Below are 24,211 nucleotides of genomic sequence, written 5' to 3'. Positions count from 1 at the left end.
GAGCGTATATCGCCCGGTCAGCCCGCGCGCAGCGCGAGGGTCATGGCTTCGACGGCGAGGAGCGGCGCGACGTTGCGTTCCAGCGCCTCCCGGCACTCCAGGATCGCCTCCATGCGTCGGAGTGTCTGCTCGGGCCGGGAGCCGGCCGCGACGCGGGCGACGCCCTCGGCGGCGGACAGGCCCTGGTCCGGCACGGGGTGGGCGGGGACCGCGCCGAGCTGGTGGGCGAGGACGTCGCGGTAGAAGCCGGCGAGGTCGGTGAGGGCGAGGTCCAGGGAGTCCCGCTGGGTGCGGGTGGCGCGCCGCTTCTGCCGGTCCTCCAGCTCCTTCATCGCGCCCGCCGTGCCGCGCGGCATGCGTTTGCCCTCGGTGCCGCCGAGCGCGGCGCGCAGGTCGTCCGTCTCGCGGGCGTCGAGCTCCTCGGCGACCTGCTTGGCGTCCTCGGTGGCGGCGTCGATGAGCTCCTGCGCGGCGGTGAGGCAGCCGCCGACCGTGTCGACGCGCAGCGGCAGCCGCAGGACGGCGGTGCGGCGGGCACGCGCCCGTTCGTCCGTGGCGAGGCGGCGGGCGCGGCCGATGTGGCCGCCGGTGGCGTGCGCGCAGGCGGCGGCGAGCGCGGGGTCGATGCCGTCCCGCCGGGCAAGGAGGTCGGCCACGGCCGCGCCGGGCGGGGTCCGCAGGCCCAGGTGGCGGCAGCGGGAGCGGATGGTGGGGAGCACGTCCTCCGTCGAGGGGGCGCACAGCAGCCAGACCGTGCGCGGTGCGGGCTCCTCGACGGCCTTCAGCAGGACGTTGCCGGCTCCTTCCGTGAGCCGGTCGGCGTCCTCCAGGACGATCACCTGCCAGCGGCCTCCGGCGGGGGACAGCTGGGCGCGCCGCACGAGTTCACGCGTCTCCTTGACGCCGATGGTCAGCTGCTCGGTCCGGACGACGTCCACGTCGGCGTGGGTGCCGACGAGCGCGGTGTGGCAGCCGTCGCAGAAGCCGCAGCCGGGGGCGCCGCCGAGGGCGCGGTCGGGGCTGACGCACTGCAGGGCGGCGGCGAAGGCGCGGGCGGCCGTGGACCGGCCGGAGCCGGGCGGCCCGGTGAACAGCCAGGCGTGCGTCATGGACGAACCGGCGGCGATGGCGGACTCGGCGGTGGTGTCGGCCGCGACGTGCGCCGCCGCCGCGTCGGCGCCGGCCCGGGCGTGTGCGGTGACGTAGGCGTCGGCGTCCCGGGCGGCGGCGGTGAGCTGGCTCGCCACCCTGTCCTGGCCGACCAGGTCGTCCCACACCGCCATGGTTGCCCTTTCGCTGCCGCCGACCGCTGCCACTGCCCCTGTCTGCCGTCCATTGTCGTGGATGGCGCTGACACCGGGTCCCACTACGCCGGACGGGCGAATCCGGGGCGTCCTCCCGGGACGGACACACCGGAATCCGACTAGTCATATGGCATGGTCGCCATGCAGCCACAGGTCCGGCTTCTCGCCGCGACCGGCTCCGCGACTCCCATCCTTGCCGGACTCCCAAGGACGCGAGGTCAGCCCGCGTGGCGTCCGCCTTCGACGGACCGCCCGCCGGGCACCGGTCGTCGGCGATCGGACCGGGCTGCGCATCGCGTCGTCCGGGCCGCGGGGGCGGCCCGGACGACGAACGGCTCAGCCCTTCCCGTCGCTCCCGGTACGCCCGCTTCCCCCACCGTCCTTGCCGCGGCCTTCCGTCGTGCTCCGGCCCTCGTCGGCCGGGGCGTCCCCGGCCGGGGCGTCGTGGGTCGGCGCATCGTGGGTCGGCGCGTCCTCGGCCGGGGCGTCGTCGGGGGCGCGGTGGGGGCCGAGCAGTTCGTCCGCCAGCGTCGGCAGGTCGTCCATAGGCGTCTCCTCGGCCCAGGCGGGACGCGGCCGGGCGCGTCCCTCGGTGTCGAGCCGCGGCAGTTCGCGGGTGACGTCCTCGGGCTCGCCCGCGGCGGGCGGCTGCGGCAGCTCGCGCGTCCGGTCAGCCGGGGCCGCCTCGGACTGCTCGTCGGCGGGCACCTGGGGCAGCACCCGCGTCTCGTCCTCACCGCTCGCGGCGTCCGGCACGCGTGGCACCTGCACGGTGTCCTCGTCGGGGGCGGCGGTCGGCGACCGCTCCGGCCGCCGCGCGGCGCGGCTCTGCTCCGACCGCAGCAGCGCCTCCTCCGCCTTGCGCTGCTTCTCCGCACGCCGGTCCGCCGCCTCCTGGCGCAGCCGCTTCTCCTCCTCGTGCTGCCGAGCCAGCCGCTCCTGCTCGGCGCGGCGCGCGGCCTCCTCGGCCTCCCGGCGCCTGCGCTCCTCCTCCGCCTGGGCGCGCATCTCCTCGGCCCGGCGGCGCGTCTCCTCGGCGATGCGGGCCTCGGCGGCACGTCGGGCGGCCTCCGCCTCCTGACGGCGCCGCTCCTGTTCCCTGGCCTCCTCCTCGGCGCGCTGCCGGGCCAGCTCGGCCTGACGCTCCCGCTCCTGCCGGGCCAGCTCCTCCTGACGCTCCCGTTCCAGCCGCGCGAGCTCCTCCTGACGCTCCCGCTCCAGGCGCTCCGCCTCGGCCTTGCGACGCTCCTCCTCGGCGCGGCGGGCGGCCTCCTCGGCCTCGCGGCGCTTGCGCTCCTCCTCCGCCTTGCGGCGCGCCTCCGCACGCTCCCGGATCTCCTGCTCGGACAGCGGGAGCACCTGGTCGAGGCGGTACCGGACGACACCGGTGACGGACTCGGCCTCCTGGCCGGCGTCCACGACGAGGTAGCGGGCCGGATCGGCCGCCGCCAGCGCCAGGAAGCCCGCACGTACGCGCTGGTGGAACTCGGAGGACTCCGACTCCAGGCGGTCGGGGGCCTCGGTGAAGCGCTCCCGCGCGGTCTCCGGGGAGATGTCCAGCAGGACGGTCAGATGCGGGACGAGACCGCCGGTCGCCCAGCGGGAGATGCGGGCGATCTCCGACGGCGACAGGTCCCGGCCCGCGCCCTGGTAGGCCACCGAGGAGTCGATGTAGCGGTCGGTGATGACGACCGCCCCGCGTTCGAGGGCCGGACGGACGACGGACTCGACGTGCTCGGCGCGGTCCGCCGCGTACAGCAGGGCCTCGGCCCGGTCCGACAGGCCGGCCGACGACACGTCCAGCACGATGGAGCGCAGCCGCTTGCCGAGCGGTGTGGCGCCCGGCTCACGGGTGACGACGACCTCGTGGCCCTTGCCGCGTATCCACTCCGCGAGCGCCTCGGCCTGGGTGGACTTGCCCGCGCCGTCCCCGCCCTCCAGGGCGATGAAGAACCCGGTGCCGGCCGGGGCCTGGGCCGGGTCGCCGCCGCGCAGCGCGTCGAGCAGGTCGCGGCGCAGCGGGACGCCCTGCCGGTCGTCGACCCGCGTCAGCACCAGGGCGGCGACGGGCAGCACCAGCGCACCGAGCAGCATCAGGACGAAGGCGGCGCCGCCGTGGGCGAACACGAACCTGCCGCTCTCCACCCGCTGGTCGCCGATGAGTGCGGCCAGCGTCGGGGCGGCGAGCGCGGCGAGCGCGACGGTGAGCCGGACGACGGCGCCGAGGTGCTCGGTCATCCGCGAGCGGCGCGCCTCCTCCGTCTCCTGGTCCAGCACGGTGTGCGCGGACCGGGCGGCCACACCGGCGGCCAGCCCGCTGAGAAGCGCGGCGGCGAGCATCGTCGCCGTGTCCGCGACCAGCCCGGTCAGCAGGAGCCCGGAGCCGGTGACGATGAGGGCGAGCGCCAGCACGCGCCGCCGGGGCAGACCGGGCAGCACGTGGCCGGCCCACCGGATGCCGCCCGTCGTGCCGCCCGTCAGGGCCAGGACGAGGAGGGCGTACGTCACCGGGCCGCCGCCGACGTCGAACGCCTGCAGCACGCCCACCGCGACGGCACCGGCCACCGCGGCGGCCACCGCGGCGGCCGCGATGACGAGCGGTGGGATCGAGCCGGTGCGCCCCTTGTCCGTACCGGCGGCCGTCCGGGGACGGCGCAGCCCCTCCAGCGGGGAACGCGGCCGGGGCGTCTGCGTGGCGGGCACCGTCATCATGACGAGCAGGGAGATCGACGCGGCGAACATCCCGGCCGCCACGTACGACGACAGGGCGGCCTGGTGCTCGCTGAACCAGGTGATGCCCGTGCCCAGCAGATTGCCGAGCAGGGTGACGGCCAGCAGGACGACGGCCGCTGCGGGGAAGGCCAGGAACGCGCTGCGGGCCCACAGGCGGCGCAGCGCCTCGTGCTGGTCCGGAAGCGGCCGTACGGCGGCGCCCTCGGGCGGCGGCTCGGGCAGCAGGGCGGGGGCCGCGCTGTCCTTGGCGACCGTCCACAGCCGCTCGGCCACACCGGCCAGGAAGACGGTGATGAGGAGGAAGGCGTAGGCGCTGTTCGGCGTCCAGGTGATCCACAGCGGTGCCACGATCAGCAGCGCGGCCCGGAGGCCGTCGGCTCCGACCATCGTCCAGCGACGGTCGAGCGCGCCGCCCGGCGTGACGAGGGAGGAGACCGGGCCGAGCAGGACGGCGCCGAAGAGCAGCGTGGCGAGGAGGCGGGTGGCGAACACGGCCGTGACGGCCAGGGCGGCACCCTGGTAGCCGCCGCCGAACACGGTTTCGCCGCCGGTCAGCTCGACGCGGACGGCCGCCTGGACGGCGAGGAGGGTCAGGACCAGCAACGCCAGGGCGTCCCCGATACCGCTGACATAGCTTGCGCTCCACAGCCGCCGCAGCGGGGCGTAGCGGACCAGAGCCCGTACGGCACGCTCGCGGGAGTCCGCGGCGAGGGCTTCGGAGGCGGAGTTGCCCGCCGTTGGCTGCTCTGCACGCGTCATACGGGCAGCGTATCGACTGCGGCCGACACGGTTGGCCCGGACCCGAACAAAGGGCCGTACGGCGACCGGTCCGCGCGGGCAGCCCCGCGGGTGCGGGGGTGCTCGCCTGGACCGGTCGCCGCGGGGGTCAGTCGCCGGCGGTGGTCTTCTTCGCCGCCGCCTTCGCGGCCGTGGTCTTCTTGGCGGTGGTCTTCTTGGCGGTGGTCTTCTTGGCCGCCGTCTTCTTCGCCGTGGTCTTCTTGGCGGCCGTCTTCTTGGGCGCCGCCTTCTTCGCGGGGGCCTTCTTCGCCGTCTTCTTCGCCGGGCCCTTCGCACGCTTCTCCGCGAGGAGTTCGAAGGCGCGCTCCTTGGTGATCGTCTCGACGTCGTCGTCCCGGCGCAGCGTGGCGTTCGTCTCGCCGTCCGTCACGTAGGGGCCGAAGCGGCCGTCCTTGACGACGACCGGGCGGTCGTTGAACGGGTCGTTGCCCAGCTCCTTCAGCGGCGGCTTGGCGGCGGCCCGGCCCCGCTGCTTGGGCTGGGCGTAGAGCGCCTGCGCCTGCTCCAGGGTGACCGTGAAGAGCTGCTCCTCGGTCTCCAGGGAACGGGAGTCCGTGCCCTTCTTCAGGTAGGGCCCGTACCGTCCGTTCTGCGCGGTGATCTCGTTGCCCGACTCCGGGTCGACGCCGACGACGCGGGGCAGCGACAGCAGCCGCAGGGCGTCCTCCAGCGTGACCGTGTCCAGGTCCATCGACTTGAACAGCGACGCCGTGCGGGGCTTGACGGCGTTCTTGCCCGTCTTCGGGGTGCCCTCGGGGAGCACCTCGGTGACGTAGGGGCCGTAGCGGCCGGACTTGGCGACGATCGGGTTGCCGCTCGCCGGGTCGGTGCCGAGCTCCCGCTCGCCGCTGGGCCTGGCGAACAGCTCCTCGGCCATCTCGACCGTCAGCTCGTCCGGCGGCAGGTCGTCGGGGACGTCGGCGCGCTGTCCCGTCTCGCCCTCGGGGCCGGGCTTCTCCACGTACGGGCCGTAGCGGCCGACGCGGAGCATGATGCCCTCGCCGACGGGGAAGGACGACACGCCCTTGGCGTCGATCGCGCCGAGGTCGGAGACCAGTTCCTTCAGGCCGCCCAGGTGGTCGCCGTCGCCGTTCCCGGCCTCGGCGGCACCACCCGTGGTCGTCTCGCCCTCGCCGAAGTAGAAGCGCCGCAGCCACGGCACCGACTCCGCGTCACCCCGGGCGATGCGGTCGAGGTCGTCCTCCATCTGCGCGGTGAAGTCGTAGTCGACGAGGCGCCCGAAGTGCTTCTCCAGCAGGCCGACGACGGCGAAGGAGAGGAAGGACGGCACCAGGGCCGTCCCCTTCTTGAACACGTACCGCCGGTCCAGGATGGTGCTGATGATCGACGCGTAGGTGGACGGACGGCCGATCTCCCGCTCCTCCAGCTCCTTCACCAGCGTCGCCTCGGTGTAGCGGGCGGGCGGCTTGGTGGAGTGGCCGTCGGCGGTGATCTCGTCGACGCCCAGGGCGTCGCCCTCGCTCACCTGCGGCAGTCGGCGCTCGCGGTCGTCGAGCTCGGCGTTCGGGTCGTCCGCGCCCTCGACGTACGCCTTGAGGAAGCCGTGGAAGGTGATGATCTTGCCCGTGGCGGAGAACTCGGCGTCCCGGCCGTCGGTGGCGCGTCCGGCGACCTTCACCGTGACGGACTGCCCGACGGCGTCCTTCATCTGCGAGGCGACGGTCCGCTTCCAGATGAGCTCGTACAGCCGGAACTGCTCGCCGGTCAGCCCCGTCTCGGCGGGGGTGCGGAACCGGTCGCCGGAGGGGCGGATCGCCTCGTGCGCCTCCTGCGCGTTCTTGACCTTGCCCGCGTACGAGCGCGGCTTGTCCGGCAGGTAGTCGGCGCCGTACAGCTGCGTGACCTGGGCACGGGCGGCGGAGACGGCCGTCTCGGACAGCGTGGTGCTGTCCGTACGCATGTAGGTGATGAAGCCGTTCTCGTACAGGCGCTGCGCCACCTGCATCGTCACCTTCGCGCCCATGCCGAGCTTGCGGGACGCCTCCTGCTGGAGGGTGGTGGTGCGGAAGGGTGCGTAGGGGGAGCGGCGGTACGGCTTGGACTCCACCGACCGGACGGCGAACGGCACGTCCGCGAGGGCGGCGGCCAGCGCGCGGGCGGTCTCCTCGTCCAGGTGCAGGACCTGGTCGGCACGCTTGAGCCGCCCGTCGGCGCCGAAGTCGCGGCCCTGGGCGATCCGGCGGCCGTCGACGGCGGTCAGCCGGGCCGTCAGCGTGCTCGGGTCGGACGCGTCACCGGTGCGGCCGGTGCCGAAGGTGCCGGTGAGGTCCCAGTACTCGGCGGCGCGGAACGCCATGCGCTCGCGCTCCCGCTCGACCACGAGCCGCGTCGCCACGGACTGCACCCGGCCCGCCGAGAGCCGTGGCATGACCTTCTTCCACAGCACCGGCGAGACCTCGTAGCCGTACAGGCGGTCGAGGATGCGGCGGGTCTCCTGGGCGTCGACGAGCTTCTGGTCCAGGTCGCGGGTGTTGTCGACGGCGGCGCGGATCGCGTCCTTGGTGATCTCGTTGAAGACCATCCGCCGCACCGGGACCTTGGGCTTCAGCACCTCCTGGAGGTGCCAGGCGATGGCCTCGCCCTCCCGGTCCTCATCCGTGGCGAGGTAGAGCTCGTCGGACTCGGCCAGCAACTCCTTGAGCTTCCTGACCTGGTCCTTCTTGTCGCTGTTGACGACGTAGAGCGGCTCGAAGTCGTGGTCCACGTTGACGCCGAGACGGGCCCACGGCTCGCCCTTGTACTTGGCCGGCACCTCTGCGGCGCCGTTCGGCAGGTCGCGGATGTGCCCGACGCTCGCCTCGACGACGTAGCCAGGGCCGAGGTAGCCCTTGATCGTCTTCGCCTTGGCGGGCGACTCGACGATCACGAGTCGACGACCGCCCGTTGCGGTATCGCTGGTCGGGGACAACTTCTCGCTCTTCTCTCCGGTCGGTGGTCAGCGGGTGCGCTGCGGGGGTGGTGCGGGGGTGGTGCGGGGCTGCGTCCGGCGTGACGCCATGCACGGGGGAAGGACTCAGTGCACGTCCCCCGTGTCCGACGTCGGCGCGGTGGGATGGTGCTGCGCCGCGCCGGTGGGTCGGAGTGTGACCGTACCTCCCGCTCTCCTGTCAAACGGGAAAAGTCAGCAACGCCACTCGAACGGTAACCCGACTAATCACCTCACCGCCGTTCGACAAGGCCAGGGCACCCTCGGCGGCCCGGCGCCCGTACGTGCTGAAACGTCCGGACACGTCCAAGAGTGCCCGACACCCACGGAATCCACCCGGGGGCGCCCCCCGAAGGCCACCTGCGTCTGTCGTGAACACCACACCCTGGGTGACCCCGGGCGCTCCGCCGACAACCCCGTTCCTGCGGGCCCGCAACGGCTGGCAGTATGGCGGCGTCACTACCCATACAACGCTCACTCGGGGGACGAACGTGTCAGACCCGCAGCAGAACCCCTACGGCCAGCAGGGCCCCTACGGCCAGCAGCCGGGCCAGCCCGGCCAGCACCCCGGCCAGCCCGGCTACGGCTACCCGCAGGCCCCGCCCGCCCCGGGCGGCGTCGCCCCCGGCCAGTACACCGGCGACCCGAACGCGCCGTACGGCTACGACCCCTACGGTCGTCCGTACTCCGACAAGTCCAAGATCGTTGCGGGTGTGCTCACGCTCCTCGTCGGCAGCCTCGGCATCGGCCGCTTCTACACCGGTCACGTCGGCATCGGCATCGCTCAGCTGCTCACCTGCGGCGGCCTCGGCATCTGGGCGCTCATCGACGGCATCATGACGCTGACCAAGAACGACGCGACCGACGCGCAGGGCCGCATCCTGCGGAGCTGACCCGCTCGTGCTCACGCGTACCGGACTCCCGGAACCGCGCACCCGCCGGCTTCACCCGGCCGTGACGCCGCTGGCCGCTCTGGCGGCCGGCGGCGCGGGCGCGGCGTACCTGTGGGGCACCAACCCGCACGAAGCGGGGCAACTGCTGCCGCGCTGCGCCTTCAACTGGGTGACCGGCCTGGACTGCCCGGCCTGCGGCGGCACCCGGATGGCGTACGACCTCATGCACGGTGACGTGGCCGCCGCGTTCGCCGACAACGCCGTCCTGCTCACCCTCGGCCTCCCGGGCGCCGCCTATCTCGGCGGGCGCTGGCTGATCGAGGGGCTGCGCGGACGGCGCTACCGGCCCGCCATCGGCACGCGGGGCATCCTCGCGATCGTGGGCGTCGCCGTCACCTGGACGGTGCTGCGCAACATCCTGGGCTGACCCGGGGTGTCCCGGCAGCCGACCCGGGCACCCGGCGCGGCTTTGTCAGCTTTCGACCGGGTCGGACCGGTTCACACCCGCACCCGTGATCACGCTTTGATCACGGGTTGCCCATTTGCACAACCGCACGCGGGCGAAGCATGTCCAGATCTTCGCCGCCTCACGCTCGTGTGTGTACCTGGGCGGCCGTGGGCGCTCAGGTTGTCGCGTCCCGATCAAACTGTTCAGAAGGAGCACCACCCATGGCGTACGCCGGCACCACGGCCCCCAACGGCCAGCCCTACTCCGACAAGTCCAAGATCACCGCGGGCATCCTGACCCTGCTCCTCGGCAGCCTGGGCATCGGCCGCTTCTACACCGGCCACACCGGCATGGCCATCGCGCAGCTGCTCACCTGCGGCGGCCTCGGCGTCTGGGCGCTCATCGACGGCATTCTCTTCCTCACCAGCAACGACCGCACCGACGCCCAGGGCCGCGTGCTGCACCCCTGACGTCTCGGCGCAGCCGTGAACGTGCCGGTGGCCCGGCGACCTCCGCGGTCGCCGGGCCACCGGCACGTCGCGGGTCCGGCGTGGCGGGTTCCGCCGGTGGCCCGGCCTCGCGGGCGCCCATCTCGGGTCCGGCGCCCGACCGTCACAGGCCGAGCAGCAGCCACCCGCCCGTCACGGTGAGCGCCAGCCCCGCGACGGCCGCGATCAGTGCGGCCCCGGACGGGGAGACGTGCTCCGTGGGGGCGACCACCGGACGACGCTGCCCCGTCCGTATCACCGTCCACAGCAACAGCGCCGCGCCGAACAGGGCGCAGACCAGACCGACGAAGGCCGCGGGTGCACTTTCCATGCGGGGAGCGTGCCACCGCGCGGCGGCCCGCGCCGGAACGCCTCGGGGGCGAACGGCTGAACGGCTGACAAACGGCGTCCGACCACCGACCGCCGCCCGTCCGTCCGGGCCGCACGAGCCGTCCCCCGGCGCCTGCGGCCGCCCGCCGCCCCTCGGTCAGTCCTCGGCGGGCAGCAGGAAGCCCTGCTCCACCAGGAGGCGGATCGCCTGCGGGGTGCGGTCGCGCAGCACCGCACGCTCCTCCCCCACCAACTGCGCGATGGCGTCCAGGATGCGTCCGGCCGGGAGCGTGCCGTCGCAGACCCCGGCGAATCCCGCGCCCACCGTGTCCACCTGCGAGGCCCGGCGCATGCCACGGCTCTGCCGCAGCACCACGTGTTCGGGGTCCTCCGCGCCGGGCGGGCCGATCTGCTCCTGCACGATCCCCTCGGCGAGCCGGAACCGCGTCGCCAGCAGGGCGGCGTCGTCGTGGGTCCGCAGGAAGTCCTGCTGAGCGAAGTGGCCCGCCACCGTGTGGCCGAGCGGCTGTTCCACCGGGTGCGACCACTCCTCGATCGTGACGGCCGGGTCGACGGCCCCCGAGTGGCGCAGCGTGATCCAGCCGAAGCCGACGGCCTCGGTACCGGTGCGCTCGAACTCGTCCAGCCAGGCGTCGTACCGCGCCGCGTACTCCCCGGCGCCCTCGGGCCCGGGCCGGTGGTCCCCGGCGTCACGCAGCCACAGCTCCGCGTACTGGGCGACGTCCTGCACCTCGCGCTGCACCACCCAGGCGTCGCAGCCGGACGGCAGCCAGGACCGCAGCCGCTCACGCCAGTCCTCCCCCCGCACGTGCTGCCAGTTGGCCAGCAGCTGGCAGTGGCCGCCCTCGGCGAGGTGGGCGGCGGCGTCGCGAACGAGGGTGCGGCAGACGTCGTCACCGCTCAGACCGCCCTCCCGGTACACCAGCCGCTCCTCCCCCCGGCGCGGCGGCGCGATGACGAAGGGGGGGTTGGAGACGATCAGGTCGAACGGTTCCGCGCCCTCGACCGGGGCGTACAGCGAGCCCTCCCGGAAGTCCGCCGCCCGCTCCCCGGAGAGCGCCAGCGTGAGCGCGGCGCAGCGCAGCGCGCGGGGGTTCACGTCCGTGGCCGTCACGTGCGACGCGTGGCGGGCCGCGTGCAGCGCCTGGATCCCGGACCCGGTCCCGAGGTCCAGGGCGCGGCGCACGGGCCTGCGGACGGTGATCCCGGCCAGCGTCGTCGACGCTCCGCCCACCCCGAGCACCACGTCCGCGTCCCGGTGACCGACGCCGCTGGCGCCGCCGACGGCACACCCCAGGTCGGAGACGATCCACCAGTCCTCGCCCTCCGGGCCGCCGTAGGGGCGCACGTCGACGGAGGCGCGCACGTCGTCGCCGTCACCGCCGGTCAGCCACCCGTCGGCCAGGGCGGGCGCCAGCGGCAGCACCGACTCCGCCCGGGCCCGCGCCACGGGTTCCTGGAGCAGGAACAGCCGCACTAGCACCTCCAGCGGGCTCCCGCCGCGCGTGGCCCGCAGCGCGGGAACGGTCTCGCTGCGGGCGAGAGCGGCGTAGGCCGGGGCGCCGAGGAGCTCCAGCAAGCCGTCCACGGTGAAGTCGGCGGTCAGGAACGCCTCGCGCAGGCGGTCGGAGGTCGCGTCGGTGACGGTGGGCAGGGGATGCGTACTCACCGCTCCATTGTGCTGCCTGCGCGCGGTGACGGGCGCTGCCCCGTCAGCACGGCGCGGCTCGCGGGCCTCTGACGCCGCAGCACCCACCGGCCTCCGACCGACGCCGCGCCGCCCGCCGCACCGTCCCATGCCGCCGTACGGGCCCCGGGCGCCGGGGACCGCCGTGCCCCCTACGCGTCGCCGGAGGCTTCCGGGGAGGCCGTCACGGGCCGCTGGCAGCCCTCCTGCTCGGAGATGGCCTGGCCCAGTTCACCGGACTGCAGCGTGTTCAGCGCCTCGTCACCGCTGCGGCCGAGCTGCTGCAGCTCCTCCGCGATCCCGGCCAGTCCGTCGGCGAACGCGGACTGGTCCTCCGTGTCGAGGCCGTCGATCCGCTCCTTCAGGCCCTCGTAGGCGGTGGAGATGTCGTTGAGCTCCTCCACCGCGTTCTCCCGCAGCTCGGCGCCGTCGTCCACCGGCGGGTCGCCCGCCTCGTCGATGGCGTCGGCCAGCGCGCCGTACGCCTCCGAGAGCTGCTGGAAGGCCGCCGAGTCCGCCTCCTGGACCTCGGCGGAGCTGGCGTCCGCCTCACTGGCCTCGGCGATCGTCTCGTTGGCGTTCTGGATCTTCTCGACCTGCGGCTCCACCTCGCCGCAGACCTTCTCCGCCCACGCGCGGGTCTCGGCGTCCGTGTCGTCACCGCAGCCGGTCATCGTCATCGCGAGGACCGCGCCGGTGCTGAGCACCAAGGCAAGCTTCTTGTTCACCGGTTGACCCATCCCTTCATGGCTACCGCGCCGGAAGATACACGTCGCGGCGGCTTCGACGGCGCGTGCGGGCACGGTTGATCCGCTTCCGGCCTTACCGCAGCCATTTTGTCCCACCCCCGGACGTGGCCCCGGCATGCCGAGGGCGGACGGCGCGCCCAGGGTGCGCCGTCCGCCCCCGCCCGCGGGTCAGCCCGTCACGGAGCCGTGACGGGATCCGCCGACGACGCCTGCCGCTCGGCCGCGCCGTCGCCCTCCATCACCGAGCCACGCCGCTTGGAGACGTAGACGGAGCCGATGATGACGGCCATGGCCAGCACCGCGACCACGGCCCGGACGCCGGGGCTCGCGTCGTCGCCGTAGGAGAGCGTCACGATCGCGGGGGCGATCAGCAGCGCCACCAGGTTCATGACCTTGAGCAGCGGGTTGATCGCCGGGCCGGCGGTGTCCTTGAACGGGTCGCCCACGGTGTCGCCGATGACGGTCGCCGCGTGCGCCTCGCTCCCCTTGCCACCGTGGTGCCCGTCCTCCACGAGCTTCTTCGCGTTGTCCCAGGCGCCCCCGGAGTTCGCCAGGAACACCGCCATGAGGATGCCGGTGCCGATCGCCCCGGCCAGGAACGAGGCCAGCGCGCCGACGCCGAGGGTGAAGCCCACGGCGATGGGCGCCATCACGGCCAGCAGACCCGGCGTGGCCAGCTCGCGCAGGGCGTCCTTCGTGCAGATGTCCACGACACGGCCGTACTCCGGCTTCTCCGTGTAGTCCATGATCCCGGGCCGCTCCCGGAACTGGCGGCGCACCTCGTAGACCACCGCGCCCGCCGAACGGGACACGGCGTTGATCGCGAGGCCGGAGAAGAGGAAGACCACGGAGGCGCCGAGGATCAGGCCCACGAGGTTGTTCGGCTGCGCGATGTCCAGGCTGAGTCCCAGTTCGTCGGCCGCCGCGCCCACCTTGGCCGCCTCCGTCTCGAAGGCCTCCCGGTAGGAGCCGAAGAGAGCGGCCGCCGCCAGCACGGCCGTCGCGATGGCGATGCCCTTGGTGATGGCCTTCGTGGTGTTGCCGACGGCGTCCAGGTCGGTGAGGACCTGCGCCCCCGGGCCCTCCACGTCACCGGACATCTCGGCGATGCCCTGGGCGTTGTCGGACACCGGGCCGAACGTGTCCATGGCCACGATGACGCCGACCGTGGTCAGCAGGCCGGTGCCCGCGAGCGCCACCGCGAACAGGGCGAGCATGATCGACGCACCGCCCAGGAGGAACGCGCCGTACACGCTGAGGCCGATGAGCAGCGCCGTGTAGACGGCCGACTCCAGGCCGAGGGAGATGCCGGAGAGCACGACGGTGGCCGGGCCCGTCAGCGACGAGCGGCCGACGTCCTTGACCGGCTTGCGGGTGGTCTCGGTGAAGTACCCGGTGAGCTGCTGGATGAGCGCGGCCAGCACGATGCCGATGGCCACCGCGACGAGCGCGATGAGCCGCGGGTCACCGCTGTGGGCGGCGATCTCGCTGTCCCCGACGTTGTCGAGCTCCGCGAAGGTCGCCGGCAGGTAGGCGTAGGACGCGGCGGCGACGAGCGCCAGGGAGATGACGGCCGAGATGAAGAAGCCGCGGTTGATGGCCGTCATGCCGCTGCGGTCCGTGCGCCGGGGAGCGACGACGAAGACGCCGATCATCGCGGTGATGACGCCGATGGCCGGGACGAGCAGCGGGAAGGCGAGGCCCGCGTCACCGAAGGCGACGGTGCCCAGGATGAGGCTGGCGACGAGTACGACGGCGTAGGACTCGAACAGGTCTGCCGCCATACCGGCGCAGTCGCCGACGTTGTCGCCCACGTTGTCCGCGATGGTGGCGGCGTTGCGCGGGTCGTCCTCGGGGATGCCCTGCTCGACCTTGCCCACCAGGTCGGCGCCGACGTCGGCGGCCTTGGTGAAGATGCCGCCGCCGACACGCATGAACATGGCGATCAGAGCGGCGCCCAGACCGAAGCCTTCCAGCACCTTGGGCGCGTCGGCGGTGTAGACGAGCACCACACAGGACGCCCCGAGCAGGCCCAGACCGACGGTGAACATGCCGACGACGCCACCGGTACGAAAAGCGATCTTCATCGCGTTGTGCGAAACGGCGACGAGATCCTTTTCCGGACCACCGGCGCTCGAACTCGCCTCCCGGGCCGCCGCCGCGACCCGGACGTTGCTCCGGACCGCGAGCCACATGCCGATATACCCGGTGGCCGCCGAGAAGAACGCACCGACCAGGAAGAACAGCGAACGGCCGACGCGCTGATTCATGTCGTCCGCGGGGAGCAGCATGAGCAGGAAGAACACGACGACGGCGAATACGCCGAGCGTGCGCAGCTGCCGGGCGAGATACGCGTTCGCGCCTTCCTGTACCGCGGCTGCGATCTTCTTCATGCCGTCCGTGCCCTCGCCGGCCGCGAGCACCTGGCGCAGCAGCACCACGGCGACGACGAGGGCGGCGGCGGCGATGACGGCGATCACCAGCACCAGGCTGCGGTTGCCGGAGGTGAGTACGGCGTCCGCGGCCAGCTGGTGATGGTTGTGAAGTGGGGGAAGTTGCCCCGCCATTCGTCCTCCTTGACGTGTGGCACGTGAGTGCGCTCATGGCGTGCGGGAAAGATGTGGCGGATTCTAGGGATCACCGGCGCCGGGAAACAGGGCGCGGTAACGGGAATTCGCCTGCATCAGCGAAGATCAATAGGCACGCCGCTTTGAGAATTCACTCACAAGGAGGACGGGGCGTCATTTACTGACACCGAGAAAATGATCTGTTTAACGATCTTCCGGTGAGAAATTCGACGCCCCGCACCCATCGCCACCACCGCACCGGAACGGGCGTGGCGGAAGGAGAAGCGGAGGTCACACGAAGAACGGCGCCGACCACAGGGGCGGGCGCCGCTTCGTGCAGGGTGTCGACTCAGGGGAGGACGGCCGCCGTGGTGGTGGGCCAGGACATCCGGATCAGGCCACCGCGCTCATCGGCGGTGACCTCGACGTCGTCCACCAGGCCGCTGATCACCGCGAGCCCCATGTCGCTGTCGGCATCGGCGGCTTCCGCCCGGGCGGGCGTCTCGGTGTCACGCGCTCCGGGGACGCGACCGGAGGCGGCGGAGGCGTCGTCCCCCACCTCGATGGAGAAGGCCTTCTCGTCCTCGATCAGCGCCACCCGGACGGGGGACTCCAGGCCCCCGCTCCGGTGCAGGCCCACGGCGCGACTGCACGCCTCGCCCACGGCCAGCCGGACCTCGTCGAGCACCGCCTCGTCCACTCCGGCACGGCGGGCGACGGCCGCAGCGACCAGCCGCGCGGTGCGCACATGCTCCGGAAGGGCGCTGAAACGCAGTTCGACGGTGGCCATGCCATCCCCCTGACGGTGGTACGGGTGCGTCGTCCAGGGGCGGGCGGTACGCGACCGGCCCCCGCTCCCTGGAGCGCTGCCCCCGGGCGTCCACCCGAGGGTCTTCGGTGAAGCGGCGTCAGTCGGTGGCCGCGACGGCCTCGTCGACTGAGTTGTGGATCGGGAACACCTTCGTGAGCCCGGTGATCCGGAAAATCTTCAGGATGCGCTCCTGGTTGCACACCAGACGCAGCGACCCCTCGTGGGCACGGACCCGCTTGAGCCCGCCCACCAGCACACCGAGGCCGGTGGAGTCGAGGAACTCGACACGCTCCATGTCCACCACGAGGTGGAAGTTTCCATCGTTCACCAGTTCCACGAGCTGCTCGCGCAGCTTTGGCGCGGTGTACACATCGATCTCGCCGCCAACGTCGACGATCGTGCGATCACCGACGGTCCGGGTCGACAAGGACAGGTCCACGGATCTCCTCCAGCACCTTGCAAGCGAGCGGTCGCCCCCCATGGATCGGCAGCCGCAGGGGCATTCAATCACTTCAGTGCGATGGTGCACGACGCCTTGCCGCCATTGTCGGCCGCGCCGGTGACACACTCGGTGCCGATGGCCCGGAACCCAGGTACCCCAGACGACCCCGAGAGCCCCGACGGGTTCGACGAACTCGGCGCCCGGCACCCGCGCGTCGCGGGCGCCCGCACCGACGCCGCGTCACCCCGGTCGGTGCTCGCACAACTCACCGCCGGGGGCACGCGCTCCGCACGCATCACCCATACGGAGCACCTGCCCGCACGAGCGGGTCGTCATGCGGACTGGCCTGCTCCGATTCGGCCGGAAGTGATCGCCGCCGTGCGGGCCGCCGGGATCGACCGGCCATGGGAGCACCAGGCACGTACCGTCGAGCGGGCCCTGCTCGGCGAGTCCGTCGTCGTCGCCACCGGGACGGCGTCCGGCAAGTCCCTCGCCTACACCGTCCCGGCGCTCAGCGCGCTCGTGGACGGCGCGAAGCGACCGGGCGGTCGCGGCGCCACCGCCCTGTACCTCGCGCCGACCAAGGCGCTCGCGGCGGACCAGCGCCGGGCACTGGCCGAGCTGGCCGCCCCGCTGGGCGATGCGGTCCGGCCGGCCGTCTACGACGGTGACACGCCGCCCGAGGAGCGGGAGTGGGTCCGGCAGTACGCGAACTACGTGCTCACCAATCCGGACATGCTCCACCGGGGCATCCTGCCCGGGCACGCCCGCTGGTCCTCCTTCCTGCGCGCGCTGCGCTACGTCGTCGTGGACGAGTGCCACACCTACCGGGGTGTCTTCGGCTCCCACGTGGCCCATGTCCTCCGGCGGCTGCGGCGGGTGGCCGCGCGCTACGGCGCCGAGCCGGCCTTCCTGCTGGCCTCCGCCACCGCCGCCGAGCCCGGGCGGGCCGCGTCCCGACTGACCGGCCTCCCCGTCACCGAGATCACCGAGGACGCCTCGCCCCGGGGCGAGCTGGTCTTCGCCCTGTGGGAGCCGCCCCTGACCGACCTGCGCGGCGAGCGGGGGGCACCGGTGCGACGCACGGCCACGGCCGAGACGGCCGAGCTGCTGACCGACCTCACCGTCGGCGGCGTCCGCACCGTCGCCTTCGTCCGTTCCCGGCGCGGCGCCGAGCTCATCTCGGTCCTGGCCAAGGAGCGGCTGGCCGACGTGGACCGCGCGCTGCCCGGGCGTGTCGCCGCCTACCGGGGCGGCTACCTCCCCGAGGAGCGACGCTCGCTCGAACGGGCGCTGCACAGCGGAGACCTCCTGGGACTCGCCGCCACGACGGCCCTGGAACTCGGCATGGACGTCTCGGGCCTGGACGCCGTCCTGCTCGCCGGCTACCCCGGCACCCGGGCCTCCCTGTGGCAGCAGGCCGGCCGCGCCGGGCGTCGCGGGCAGGGCGCACTCGCCGTCCTGGTCGCCCGCGACGACCCGCTGGACACGTACCTCGTGCACCACCCGGAGGCGATCTTCGCCCAGCCCGTCGAGACCACCGTCCTCGACCCGGACAACCCGTACGTCCTCGCCCCGCACCTGTGCGCCGCCGCCGCCGAGCTGCCGCTCACCGACACCGACCTCGCCCTCTTCTCCCCGGGCGCCGCCGCGCTGATGCCGCAGCTCGAACGGCGTCGGCTGCTGCGCCGGCGGGGCGCCGCCTGGTACTGGACGAGCCGAGGACGCGCCGCCGACCTGGCCGACATCCGGGGGCAGGGCGGGCGTCCCGTCCAGGTGGTCGAGAGCGGCACCGGGCGGCTGCTGGGCACCGTCGACGCCGCCGCCGCGCACACGACCGTGCACGAGGGCGCCGTCCATCTCCACCAGGGGCGCAGCTACGTGGTGCGGGAGCTGGACCTGGAGGAGCCCGACGGCTCGGTGGCCCTCGTGGAGGAGGCCAGCCCTCCGTGGACGACCATGGCCCGGGACACCACGGCGATCACCGTGCTGGAGACGGACACCGAGGTGCCGTGGGGCGGGGCGCGCCTGTGCTTCGGGTCGGTGGAGGTCACCAACCAGGTCGTCTCCTATCTGCGGCGCAAGCTGATCACCGGCGAGGTGCTGGGCGAGACCCGGCTGGACCTGCCCCCGCGCACGCTGCGCACCCGCGCGGTGTGGTGGACCGTCACCGAGGACCAGTTGGAGGCGGCGGGCATCGCGCCGGAGATCCTCGGCGGCGCGCTCCACGCCGCCGAGCACGCCTCGATCGGCATGTTGCCGCTGTTCGCCACGTGCGACCGCTGGGACATCGGCGGCGTCTCGGTGCCCCTGCATCCGGACACGCTGCTGCCCACCGTCTTCGTCTACGACGGGCACCCCGGCGGCGCGGGGTTCGCGGAGCGGGCCTTCCACACGGCGCGCGCATGGCTGACGGCCACCCGCGAAGCCATCGCGTCCTGCGAGTGCGCCAGCGGTTGCCCCTCCTGTATCCAGTCGCCGAAGTGCGGCAACGGGAACGATCCGCTGGACAAGCGGGGTGCTCTGCGGTTGCTGACGGAGCTGCTGCGGGAAGCCGGCTGACCCGGCCGGGGTGGACGCGTACGCCCCGGCGTCCGGGGCCGCTCGGCCGGGACCGGCCCGGGCGCGGATCCGTGGCGCGTACGGACCCCAGCGGACCTCGGCCGTGAGGTCGGCGACCAGGCCCCGCACCGCACACCGCACCACGCGGGCGCCCTGCGCCGAGGCGACCCGCCGGGCCATGGCGCACGCCCGGTCCTCCCCGAGCAGCGCGTGCTCGGCGGCGGCGAGGGCCGCGAGGTCGGCCGCCGCCGCGGCGCGGTGCCGGACGGAGACGGCCTGCCCCATGCCGAGCAGCCCGGTGAACAGGGTGCACAGCAGGGCCGTGCAGGTGACGGCCCACACCGTGGCAGCGCCCCGGTCCGCCCCGCGCGTGCGGTCCGGGCTCCGGTCAGCCACCCTCGACATGGGCCACCGCCTCCGCCTGGACACCGACGGTCAGGGGCCCGGGGCCGGGCGGCCGGGCGGTGACGCGGACCCGCAGCTCCTCCCCGCGCCGGGAAAGGCTCACCCGTGCGCCCTCCGGCGCCACGGCACGGGCGGCGGCGAGTGCCGTCGCCCGGGCTTCTCCCCGGGCGGCCGCCCGGGCACCGGCCCGGGCGGCGTCCACGCACTGGATCTGGGCGGCGGCCACGAGCAGGCCCCACATCATCATCGTGAGGAGCAGGGCGAGGCACGGGACCACGGCGGCCGTCTCAGCCGTGGCCTGCCCACGGTCGTCAGAAGCTCGCATCGAGGGCTCTCTCGACCAGTTGCTGCATCGCCGAGCTGACCGGCTCGCTGGTCACCACCGTGTAGAGGACCGCCGCGAAGCCGCAGGCGGCGATCGTCCCGACGGCGTACTCGGCGGTGCTCATGCCGCTGTCGCGGTTCCGGCCGCGCAGGGCGCGCCAGGCGGCGCGGAGTTTCGTGTCGCGCATGGGTCTCGTCCTTCTCGTGGGTCGTGTGGGGATCGGTCCGGGTGGTCGGGGTGGGTTCGGGTGGTCGGGGTGGGTTCGGGGCGCGGGGGCGGGTCACAGGAGGGCCCGGCCGAGCCCGACGACGACGGGTGCGACGCCCGCCAGGAGGAAGGCGGGGAGGAAACACAGCGCCAGGGGTCCGGTGACGAGGACACCGGCACGCCGGGCCCGGGCCTGAGCCGTCCGGGCCCGGCTCGCCCGGCACTCCTCGGCCAGTCGGCCGACGTGCGCGACGGCGGGGGCACCGGAGCGGTGGGCCCGCTCCAGGCAGCGGGCCAGCGACGCGGCTCCCGGCAGCCGCGCCACACCGGCCCAGGCGGTCGGTGGGTCGGCGCCGAGCCGCAGCTCGGCGCAGGTCCGGCTCAGCTGTTGGCCCAGGGGGCCTCCCACGCACTCGCCGACCGCTCGTGCCGCCGCCGTCGGCGCGGATCCCGCAGCCAGGCAGGCCGCCAGCAACTCGGCGGTGAGAGGGAGCTGCTCGGCCACCTCGTGTTCCCGCGCCCGGTGCGCCGCCTGCTCGGCCCGGGTGGTGCGCGTCCGCAGCCAGCGCCCGGTGCCGAAGGCGACGCACGCCGCCGCCAGCGCTCCACCGACACCGCCGACGGCCAGGAGGACGAGCGCTCCGCTCCCGGCAGCCAGCGCGGTGTACCGTGCGGGTCGGCGCATCCGGTCCCAGGGCCCCGCCCGGGGGCGACGCCTCCGCGACCGCACCGGTGCTCCGCCGGTGCCGAGCGACGCGGCCAGCCGACGGCGGACGCCCCTGGCACGGCGGCGCGCCGAGACCGCCGAGGCGGCCGGGGGCGCGAGGGTGAGGGCGGCGACCGCGACCGGCAGCGCGACCGTCCACAGGCTGTGCGCGGCGTCACCGTTCATGAGCGCGCCTTCCTGCCACCGACCGGGCGGAGCGCGCCGACCGGGCACCTTCGGCGACCTGAACGATCCGCCGTGTCCAGGCGAGGCCCGCGCACTCCAGAAGGACGGCGCCCGCGAGCAGGACCCACCCGGCCGGGGAGTGCAGCAGGAAGCGCAGGGGCTCCGCCCCCATGGCCGTCCCCAGCAGCACCCCGAAGACCGGGAGCAGGGCCAGGGTCACCGCGGTGGCACGTGGCCCGGCGAGCTGGGCCCGCAGCTCCTCCCGCTGGTCCCGTTCCGCGCGCAGGGCCCCGGCCACGCGGTCCAGCCCGTCGGCCAGGCCCGCGCCGCCGTCGACGGCCACCCGCCAGCACGCCGCGACACCGGCCAGCCCCCCGGCGCCGGGCAGCTCGGCCGCTCGGCGCAGGGCGGCCGGGACGTCGCCGCCGAACCGGACCGCCGCGAGGACGTCGGCCCCCGGCCCGCCGAGCGCGGCACCGCCGATCTCGATGACGGCCGGCAGCGCCTGCTCGGGCTGGCGACCGGCCCGCACCTCGGCGGCCAGCGCGGCGCACAGCTCGATCACGGCGGCCTCCCGCCGCTCCGCCACCCGGCGCCGCTCCCCGGCGCGCCTCCAGCGGCCGACGAGGGGCGTGGCCACGGCCCCGGCCAGCACCGGCAGGGCGGATTCGCCCAGGAGCCCCAGGCCCGCCCCCGCCAGCGGGCAGAGCCAGTGCGGGCCGGCCCGTGCTCGCAGCCGGGCCGCCGTCTCCGAGGCCCGGAGGGAGGACGGGAGCGCACGGCGCAGCAGGCCCGCCGCTCCCTCCGGACCACCTCCGGCGAACAGCAGCCGGGCGCGGCGGACCGACGGATCCGGTCCGCCGACCATCCAGACAGCGGCACCGACGCACAGCAGCGCCGCGTAGGCGGCCTCCGGACGGCCCGACCCCGTCACGGCGTGCCTCCGCCGCGCTCACACAGCTCGCGCAACCGGGTCCAGCCGACGGCCCGGGTGAAGCCCGCGGGTGCCCACAGCGCTGCGGGCACCGTGCCGACCAGCCCGTCCGGGCGTCGTTCGAGGACGTGGATCTCGGCGACGCGGCGCCGCCCGGAGCGGTCCCTGACGAGGTGCACCACCAGGGAGAGCGCCGCCGCCAGCTGACTGTGCAGGGCCGCCCGGTCGAGCCCGGCGGTCATGCCGAGCGCCTCCAGGCGGGCGGGTACGTCAGCGGCGGCGTTGGCGTGGACGGTGCACGCGGCTCCTTCGTGTCCGGTGTTCAGGGCGGCGAGGAGATCGAGCACCTCGCTGCCCCGGACCTCGCCGACGACCAGGCGATCGGGCCGCATCCGCAGGGCCTGGCGGACGAGGTCCCGCAGGTCCACCCGGCCCGCGCCCTCCTGGTTGGCCGGGCGGGCCTCCAGCCGCACGACGTGCGGATGGTCGGGGCGCAGCTCGGCCGAGTCCTCGGCGAGGACGATGCGTTCCCCGTGGCCGACCAGGCCGAGCAGCGCGCTCAGGAGGGTCGTCTTGCCCGTGCCGGTCCCTCCGGAGACGAGGAACGACAGCCGCGCGTCCAGCACCGCGCGCAGCAGCCCGTCACCCCCCGGCGGCAGCGTGCCGGCGGTGACCAGCTCGCTCAGGGCGAAGGCCCGTGGTCGGACGACCCGAAGCGAGAGACAGGGCGCGTCGACGGCGACGGGCGGCAGGACGGCGTGGAGCCTCGTCCCGTCGGGCAGCCGGGCGTCGGCCCAGGGGCGGGCGTCGTCCAGCCGACGGCCGGCGGCCGAGGCGAGCCGCTGGGCCAGGCGGCGGACGGCGGCGGCGTCCGGGAAGCGCACGGTCGTGCGCTCCAGACCGCTCCCCCGGTCGACCCAGACCGTGTCGGGCCCGTTGACGAGGACGTCGGTGACGGCGGGATCGGCGAGGAGCGGTTCGAGCGGGCCGCTGCCGATCAGCTCCGAACGCAGGGCGGTGACCACTGTGAGAACGGCGCTGTCCCCCAGCAGCCGCCCCTGTGCGCGCAGGGCGGCCGCCACGGCGGCGGGGCTGGGCTCCGCACCGGAGGCGGCGAGCCGCGTCCGCACGGCGTCGACGAGCTCGGGTGACGCGCCGTCGGGGCGTGTCCGCTGCGTCGTGGTCGGCAGGGCGGGCGTCGTCATGCCGTCACGCTCCCCCGCTGTCGGGCCGGCAGGGCGTGCTCCCAGAAGGCGACGCAGAAGCGGGCCAACGGCCCGGGGGTGCCGCCGGGCGGGACGCCGCGCTCGACCGCGAGGGGCAGCCCGTCCTCGGCGCTCAGCTCGCCGACCAGGGGAAGCCGCAGCAGCCGGGCGACCTCGCAGCCGTCCAACCCCGAGGTGGAGGGACGGAGCACGAGCGCGCGCAGATCGGTCAGTGCCGTGGTGAACTGCGCGGCCACCCGGCCGGAGGCGGCGACGGCGCGCAGTTCGGCGGGGACGACGAGCAGCCCCATGTCGAGTTGGGCGAGCGCCTCCGCGGTCGTGTCGTCGACCCGCCGCGGAAGATCCACGACGACCACACCGCCGCGCCGCCGCGCGGCGGCCAGGACGGAACGCAGGGCGTCGGAACGTACGGCGTCGGAGAGCGGTGCTCCCGTTTCGGTGCCGCCGCCGTCACCTCGGCCCTGGCTGAGGACGCGCACCCCGTGCAGCATCGGAAGGGACTCCTCCAGCGCGACGGCGCCTACCCGGCCACGCGACCGGCTGAACGCGGGCCAGCGTGATCCGTCCGCCGTCTCCCCGCCGAGCAGCACGTCGAGCCCGCCGCCGAGGGGGTCCGCGTCGATCAGGACGGAGCGGACGCCGGCTCGGGCGGCCGTCACGGCCAGGGCGCAGGCCAGGGTGGACGCGCCCGCACCGCCCCGGCCGCCGACGACCCCGAGGGTGAGTGCCGGCTCGGCCGTGCCCTCGGTGGCGTCGGCGATACGACCCGCCAGCCAGGCTTCGGAGTCGGGCAGGAAGACCACCTGCTCCGCACCGGCCCCGACGCCGCGCTCCCACACGCCCCGGTCCTTCGGGTCGCGGCTGACGAGCAGGACGCCCGGGCGGCGCGGTGGACGCCCGCCGGACGAGCGCAGCCGCTCGGCGCGGTCGTCGCCGACGAGGACGAGAGGCGCGGCGCGCCACGCCTCTTCGTTCACGGGTGCACCGTGCGCCACTTCCGCTTCAGCCCCGGCGGCGGCACACAAACGCAGCAGGTCGTCGAGAAGCTGTGCGTCCTCAGAGACGATCAGGATCGGTTCCACACGGGATTCGGCCATCGGGCCTTCTCCTTCCGGCTTCGCACTCTCGCATCCGCGAACACCCGCGGAGGCCGTGCGCAATCACCGTGCAGAACCTCGGAAAATTCCGGGGATCTTGGTCCAAATCTGTGGAGAACTCAACGGTTGTGAATAACTTCGCCACCCGTCCCGGTGACATCCGGAGAGCACATCAACGATTACGTTCGGTTACGTGTTTGATGGGTGGCGGCCGACTCGACCCGGTGACGGCCGGAGGCACGCCGACCCGCGGCAGGCCCGTGGCAGCACGCGAAAAAGCCCCCGGACATGCGACGACCCCCGCCGGGGGGGAGAGCGGGGGTCGTCTTCCTCGGTCGACTCGGG

19 protein-coding genes and 1 pseudogene are annotated in these 24,211 nt (G+C 74.2%); 4 read left to right on the top strand and 16 right to left on the bottom strand.

Annotated elements, in window-relative coordinates:
- Window positions 1-17: 17 nt before the first annotated feature.
- The 3 genes from V6D49_RS14755 to topA all read right to left on the bottom strand — a co-directional run bounded on the left by V6D49_RS14755 (window position 18) and on the right by topA (window position 7,764).
- Window positions 18-1,283: a DNA polymerase III subunit delta' gene (locus tag V6D49_RS14755; RefSeq protein WP_340560171.1), complete on the bottom strand. Its 1,266-nt coding sequence runs from the start codon at window positions 1,281-1,283 to the stop codon at window positions 18-20.
- Window positions 1,284-1,640: 357 nt separating this feature from the next.
- Entirely contained in the window at window positions 1,641-4,796 is a 3,156-nt protein-coding gene (gene tmk, locus V6D49_RS14750; protein WP_340560169.1) for a dTMP kinase, read from the bottom strand.
- Window positions 4,797-4,923: 127 nt separating this feature from the next.
- Entirely contained in the window at window positions 4,924-7,764 is a 2,841-nt protein-coding gene (gene topA / locus V6D49_RS14745; protein WP_340560168.1) for a type I DNA topoisomerase, read from the bottom strand.
- 509 nt (window positions 7,765-8,273) lie between these two features.
- Between topA and V6D49_RS14740 the strand changes: the two genes are divergently transcribed.
- The 3 genes from V6D49_RS14740 to V6D49_RS14730 all read left to right on the top strand — a co-directional run bounded on the left by V6D49_RS14740 (window position 8,274) and on the right by V6D49_RS14730 (window position 9,593).
- Complete coding sequence (locus V6D49_RS14740) at window positions 8,274-8,675, top strand: TM2 domain-containing protein (protein WP_340560167.1); 402 nt, start codon at window positions 8,274-8,276, stop codon at window positions 8,673-8,675.
- Between the two features lie 7 nt (window positions 8,676-8,682).
- Complete coding sequence (locus V6D49_RS14735) at window positions 8,683-9,102, top strand: DUF2752 domain-containing protein (protein WP_340560166.1); 420 nt, start codon at window positions 8,683-8,685, stop codon at window positions 9,100-9,102.
- Between the two features lie 242 nt (window positions 9,103-9,344).
- Window positions 9,345-9,593 carry a TM2 domain-containing protein gene (locus tag V6D49_RS14730; RefSeq protein WP_191209399.1) on the top strand — a complete coding sequence of 83 codons (249 nt, stop codon included), beginning with the start codon at window positions 9,345-9,347 and terminating at the stop codon, window positions 9,591-9,593.
- Between the two features lie 142 nt (window positions 9,594-9,735).
- Here V6D49_RS14730 and V6D49_RS14725 read toward each other — a convergent pair whose 3' ends face one another.
- The 6 genes from V6D49_RS14725 to V6D49_RS14700 form a co-directional block, all read right to left on the bottom strand.
- The gene (locus tag V6D49_RS14725; RefSeq protein ID WP_340560165.1) at window positions 9,736-9,942 is read right to left on the bottom strand and encodes a hypothetical protein; all 207 of its coding nucleotides are present in this window, start codon (window positions 9,940-9,942) and stop codon (window positions 9,736-9,738) included.
- Window positions 9,943-10,098: 156 nt separating this feature from the next.
- Window positions 10,099-11,631, bottom strand: coding sequence for a DUF7059 domain-containing protein (locus V6D49_RS14720; RefSeq protein ID WP_340560164.1), 1,533 nt, complete (start codon window positions 11,629-11,631; stop codon window positions 10,099-10,101).
- 170 nt (window positions 11,632-11,801) lie between these two features.
- Window positions 11,802-12,377, bottom strand: a complete 576-nt coding sequence (locus tag V6D49_RS14715) for a small secreted protein (protein ID WP_340560163.1) — start codon at window positions 12,375-12,377, stop codon at window positions 11,802-11,804.
- 197 nt (window positions 12,378-12,574) lie between these two features.
- On the bottom strand, window positions 12,575-14,965 hold the full coding sequence (locus tag V6D49_RS14710; protein WP_340560162.1) for a sodium-translocating pyrophosphatase: 2,391 nt from the start codon (window positions 14,963-14,965) through the stop codon (window positions 12,575-12,577).
- A 349-nt stretch (window positions 14,966-15,314) separates the two neighbouring features.
- Entirely contained in the window at window positions 15,315-15,755 is a 441-nt protein-coding gene (locus tag V6D49_RS14705) for an ATP-binding protein (RefSeq protein WP_340560161.1), read from the bottom strand.
- 118 nt (window positions 15,756-15,873) lie between these two features.
- Entirely contained in the window at window positions 15,874-16,215 is a 342-nt protein-coding gene (locus tag V6D49_RS14700) for an STAS domain-containing protein (protein WP_191209393.1), read from the bottom strand.
- Between the two features lie 81 nt (window positions 16,216-16,296).
- Here V6D49_RS14700 and V6D49_RS14695 point away from each other — a divergent pair, with 81 nt between their 5' ends.
- Window positions 16,297-18,780, top strand: coding sequence for a DEAD/DEAH box helicase (locus V6D49_RS14695; protein ID WP_340560160.1), 2,484 nt, complete (start codon window positions 16,297-16,299; stop codon window positions 18,778-18,780).
- A gap of 108 nt (window positions 18,781-18,888) precedes the next feature.
- Here the strand turns inward: V6D49_RS14695 and V6D49_RS14690 are convergent.
- From V6D49_RS14690 to ssd, 7 genes and pseudogenes are all read right to left on the bottom strand, one after another.
- Window positions 18,889-19,185 (bottom strand): annotated as a pseudogene (locus tag V6D49_RS14690) (Rv3654c family TadE-like protein); the annotation flags it as partial.
- Window positions 19,169-19,510 (bottom strand): TadE family type IV pilus minor pilin, encoded by a 342-nt coding sequence (locus tag V6D49_RS14685; RefSeq protein ID WP_340560159.1) that lies wholly within the window; start codon window positions 19,508-19,510, stop codon window positions 19,169-19,171. The gene V6D49_RS14685 and the pseudogene V6D49_RS14690, both read right to left, overlap by 17 nt.
- Window positions 19,497-19,697, bottom strand: a complete 201-nt coding sequence (locus V6D49_RS14680) for a DUF4244 domain-containing protein (protein ID WP_340560157.1) — start codon at window positions 19,695-19,697, stop codon at window positions 19,497-19,499. The genes V6D49_RS14685 and V6D49_RS14680 overlap by 14 nt, the downstream gene beginning before the upstream one ends.
- 93 nt (window positions 19,698-19,790) lie before the next feature.
- Window positions 19,791-20,609, bottom strand: coding sequence for a type II secretion system F family protein (locus V6D49_RS14675; protein ID WP_340560156.1), 819 nt, complete (start codon window positions 20,607-20,609; stop codon window positions 19,791-19,793).
- Entirely contained in the window at window positions 20,599-21,477 is an 879-nt protein-coding gene (locus V6D49_RS14670; RefSeq protein WP_340564010.1) for a type II secretion system F family protein, read from the bottom strand. Before V6D49_RS14670 ends, V6D49_RS14675 begins: the two co-directional genes overlap by 11 nt.
- Window positions 21,478-21,539: 62 nt before the next feature.
- A complete protein-coding gene (locus tag V6D49_RS14665; protein WP_340560154.1) occupies window positions 21,540-22,748 on the bottom strand; it encodes a TadA family conjugal transfer-associated ATPase in 1,209 nt (402 codons plus the stop codon).
- Window positions 22,745-23,866, bottom strand: coding sequence for a septum site-determining protein Ssd (gene ssd / locus V6D49_RS14660; RefSeq protein WP_340560152.1), 1,122 nt, complete (start codon window positions 23,864-23,866; stop codon window positions 22,745-22,747). Before ssd ends, V6D49_RS14665 begins: the two co-directional genes overlap by 4 nt.
- Window positions 23,867-24,211: the final 345 nt, after the last annotated feature.

Origin of the sequence: Streptomyces sp. GSL17-111, from assembly GCF_037911585.1 — a bacterium.
Taxonomy (GTDB): domain Bacteria; phylum Actinomycetota; class Actinomycetes; order Streptomycetales; family Streptomycetaceae; genus Streptomyces.
The sequence above is the reverse complement of the archived record's forward strand: the minus strand, read 5'-3'. Positions and strand labels throughout refer to the sequence as shown.

What these genes read in the sequence shown, in the direction of transcription:
- V6D49_RS14755 (WP_340560171.1), bottom strand. Translation starts at nt 1,283, where the DNA reads ATGGCGGTGTGGGACGACCTGGTCGGCCAGGACAGGGTGGCGAGCCAG.
- tmk (WP_340560169.1), bottom strand. Translation starts at nt 4,796, where the DNA reads ATGACGCGTGCAGAGCAGCCAACGGCGGGCAACTCCGCCTCCGAAGCC.
- V6D49_RS14730 (WP_191209399.1), top strand. Translation starts at nt 9,345, where the DNA reads ATGGCGTACGCCGGCACCACGGCCCCCAACGGCCAGCCCTACTCCGAC.
- V6D49_RS14725 (WP_340560165.1), bottom strand. Translation starts at nt 9,942, where the DNA reads ATGGAAAGTGCACCCGCGGCCTTCGTCGGTCTGGTCTGCGCCCTGTTC.
- V6D49_RS14710 (WP_340560162.1), bottom strand. Translation starts at nt 14,965, where the DNA reads ATGGCGGGGCAACTTCCCCCACTTCACAACCATCACCAGCTGGCCGCG.
- V6D49_RS14705 (WP_340560161.1), bottom strand. Translation starts at nt 15,755, where the DNA reads ATGGCCACCGTCGAACTGCGTTTCAGCGCCCTTCCGGAGCATGTGCGC.
- V6D49_RS14695 (WP_340560160.1), top strand. Translation starts at nt 16,297, where the DNA reads ATGGTGCACGACGCCTTGCCGCCATTGTCGGCCGCGCCGGTGACACAC.
- V6D49_RS14685 (WP_340560159.1), bottom strand. Translation starts at nt 19,510, where the DNA reads ATGCGAGCTTCTGACGACCGTGGGCAGGCCACGGCTGAGACGGCCGCC.
- V6D49_RS14680 (WP_340560157.1), bottom strand. Translation starts at nt 19,697, where the DNA reads ATGCGCGACACGAAACTCCGCGCCGCCTGGCGCGCCCTGCGCGGCCGG.
- V6D49_RS14675 (WP_340560156.1), bottom strand. Translation starts at nt 20,609, where the DNA reads ATGAACGGTGACGCCGCGCACAGCCTGTGGACGGTCGCGCTGCCGGTC.
- V6D49_RS14670 (WP_340564010.1), bottom strand. Translation starts at nt 21,477, where the DNA reads ATGGTCGGCGGACCGGATCCGTCGGTCCGCCGCGCCCGGCTGCTGTTC.
- V6D49_RS14665 (WP_340560154.1), bottom strand. Translation starts at nt 22,748, where the DNA reads ATGACGACGCCCGCCCTGCCGACCACGACGCAGCGGACACGCCCCGAC.
- ssd (WP_340560152.1), bottom strand. Translation starts at nt 23,866, where the DNA reads ATGGCCGAATCCCGTGTGGAACCGATCCTGATCGTCTCTGAGGACGCA.